Annotated in this window: 1 protein-coding gene; it reads right to left on the reverse strand. The window is 38.6% G+C overall.

What is annotated here, in order from left to right:
• Positions 1–58: 58 nt before the first annotated feature.
• Positions 59–528: response regulator (locus tag E1176_RS00240; protein WP_343030479.1), on the reverse strand; the 470-nt coding region annotated here is incomplete at its 5' end.

Below are 528 nucleotides of genomic sequence, written 5' to 3' on the forward strand. Positions count from 1 at the left end.
TATTTATTTAAAAAATATTCGCTGAATGGTTTCATTACCTCGGTGAGTGTGCATCTGGTTAAGATTTGCCCGGGTAGGGCTCATTCAAAATCAGCCAGTATACACCCAAATGCCCAACGGCTTCGGTAAATTCAGCGAAATTAATTGGTTTTCTTATAAAACTCTTGGCACCATAACCATAACTTTTTACAATGTCATCTTCCTCACTTGAGGTCGTTAAAACCACCACTGGGTACTCTTTGGTTATTTCGTTTTCGTTTATTTCTTTTAATACATCAAGTCCATCTATTCTAGGGAGTTTTAGGTCCAGGAGGATTAAAGATGGCTTTATTGCTTTTACGCCATTACGGCCAAATAATAAATCCAGCGCTTGCACACCGTCAGAAGCCACTACTACTTCGTTGAGTATGTTCTTCTTTTTTAAAGCACGAAGCGTGAGTTCAACGTCATCTGGGTTATCTTCTACAAGCAAAATAATTCCGGTCATGGCTATAAGGGTTTTGGTGTTTATCGTCCTGATAATTACTT

The sequence above is a fragment of the Fulvivirga aurantia genome (assembly GCF_009711475.1).
GTDB lineage: Bacteria > Bacteroidota > Bacteroidia > Cytophagales > Cyclobacteriaceae > Fulvivirga > Fulvivirga aurantia.